The 1910-nt window shown below is 50.5% G+C and carries 2 protein-coding genes; both read right to left on the bottom strand.

Annotated elements, in window-relative coordinates; genetic code table 11:
- Positions 1-30: 30 nt before the first annotated feature.
- Positions 31-780, bottom strand: a complete 750-nt coding sequence (locus C8R30_RS16320) for an ISAs1 family transposase (RefSeq protein ID WP_219908904.1) — start codon at positions 778-780, stop codon at positions 31-33.
- A complete protein-coding gene (locus C8R30_RS16315) occupies positions 744-1817 on the bottom strand; it encodes a Druantia anti-phage system protein DruA (protein ID WP_107790558.1) in 1074 nt (357 codons plus the stop codon). The genes C8R30_RS16320 and C8R30_RS16315 overlap by 37 nt, the downstream gene beginning before the upstream one ends.
- Positions 1818-1910: the final 93 nt, after the last annotated feature.

The following is a 1910-nucleotide window of genomic DNA, read 5'->3' as shown; positions in this document are numbered from 1 at the left end:
CACGGTAAATTTGTTCTCCTCTTGAGTTAATCAAAGCGACCGAGTGCGTGTTGAGTTAGAAGTCATACGAAGGTAGTCGAAGACCAGTCGGGTATTGCGATTTAACTGCTGCATTTTCTGAGAGATGCTGGATTTCCCCTTGGAGATGAACTGAATAACACCGCATGCGAAACGTCGCAGGCGAGTGATATTCTCGGGGCCGTGGCCTGTTCGGATACGGCTGCGATCCTCATCGAAATTCCAATCGATCACATAGTGGCAGCGATTCTCAATGGTCCAGTGACCGCGATTCACTTTGAGAATGCGCTGTGGGCTTGCCTGTTCTGGCGTGCGACTGGTTACCCCCAAAACGACATCATCGGTGATTTTTCCGGTACTTTTGTAAAGGGTCTCTCGCTCGATCAGGAATACTTGCCCAACATGTGGGAAATCGAGGTGTTCATTCAGTGCTGTACTGCACCAGATGCGACGGGTTTCAATCCGGCCGTGGTCAGGCGGCGTGATCTCGACGAAATCTGGTTTATTCCGATTCTCAAAAAGTAACGCGATGTCGGTCTTGAGCGTGGCTTGATTGCCTTTAACTGTGAAGTGGTAATGCGCCTTACGATCCACTACGAAGGATGCGAGTTTACGCTGTGTCAGAAGGGCATCGGCGGTAATATCCTTGCCTTGGATATCGATGCTTTCCAGCAACGGAATGAAGGTGCCGATCTCATTAGTTTGCTTGGTTTCATCGCTACCTTCTACGGGCAGGGTGCCGACTTTTTTTGGGTGATACACAAAGCTGTCTCGTGGCCCACGACGCTCATGATATGAGTTTGCCGCCCTGCTTCGTCTACGGCGTTGCACATCGTCTTGCCATCAATTGCAAGACTTTGGTCTTCTGTGGCAAAGGCAGCGTTCCACTGCTGCAGGGCAAGATCGAGCTTGACCGGATCAACCCGCACCAACACATCCCGGATGATGGATTCGCTGGGAACGACATATTGTTTGTTCTCACGTCGACACCCGAAGCGTTCACGGGCTTTGGGTTTTAGGTCTTTTGCCCATGCCGCGATGGCCTTGTAGCCACGCATGCCGCACAGGGTTGCTCCTGCAGCAATACCCAGCACCACGGATAGCCGATGCCGTTTACCCTCAGCTCGACGCGGGTCGGGGATGTCATTAAAAAAATCAGGGAGTGTGCGCATTTGTTGGGCAGTTAGCATAATCTTAGGGGTTCCAGTACGATAGATGGGGTTGAGGGTAGAACAGGAAAGTTGTGCTCGTGCGTTACGCTGCACTGGTAAAATAAAGACCTGCTTTGGTGAGGTGGCCTCGCTGCTGTAGCCATCGCGGGTGCGGCGATATCCCCGGCTCAATCCAAGGTAAGTCCAATTCGCTGCGCGATAGATCGTGCCGTGAAAACGCGATGGATCAACGAAAGTTTCCAGCAAGAGCAGCGGTTGACCAAAATACGCTTGCCAATCACCAGCTATCCGTTGACGGCACAAGGACAACACTTTGGAACCCAGATTGGGATAGCGCCACTCGGGCAAAATCAAAAAGCGGCTGTTGTTGGCGATTAAGCTCAAGCGATCATATTGGTGACGGAAGTCCCATCCGATCCAACGGTCACGAACACCGCACTTCCAGGCAGCAGCGGAAAAACTAAGTAATGCCGCCCATTCTTCGTCATAAGTGGCAACATACCATAGTGTGTGCCCGATCTTGGCCAGATTGCCAAGATAATGATATTGCTGCATCAACTCCCGGTAGCGTGGCTCTTCGACTTTGTTCACTGGGCGAACGCATAATCGCTCAAGATTGATTTTCATGAGCACTTTTTACACTGAAAGTGCTCTTTTGTCCAGATCTTTAAATAACTTTCTGAATTTGATTATGATTGATTAGTGAACAAATTTACCCTG

The organism is Nitrosomonas nitrosa (genome assembly GCF_003051105.1).
Lineage (GTDB): Bacteria > Pseudomonadota > Gammaproteobacteria > Burkholderiales > Nitrosomonadaceae > Nitrosomonas > Nitrosomonas nitrosa.
The sequence above is the reverse complement of the archived record's forward strand: the minus strand, read 5'-3'. Positions and strand labels throughout refer to the sequence as shown.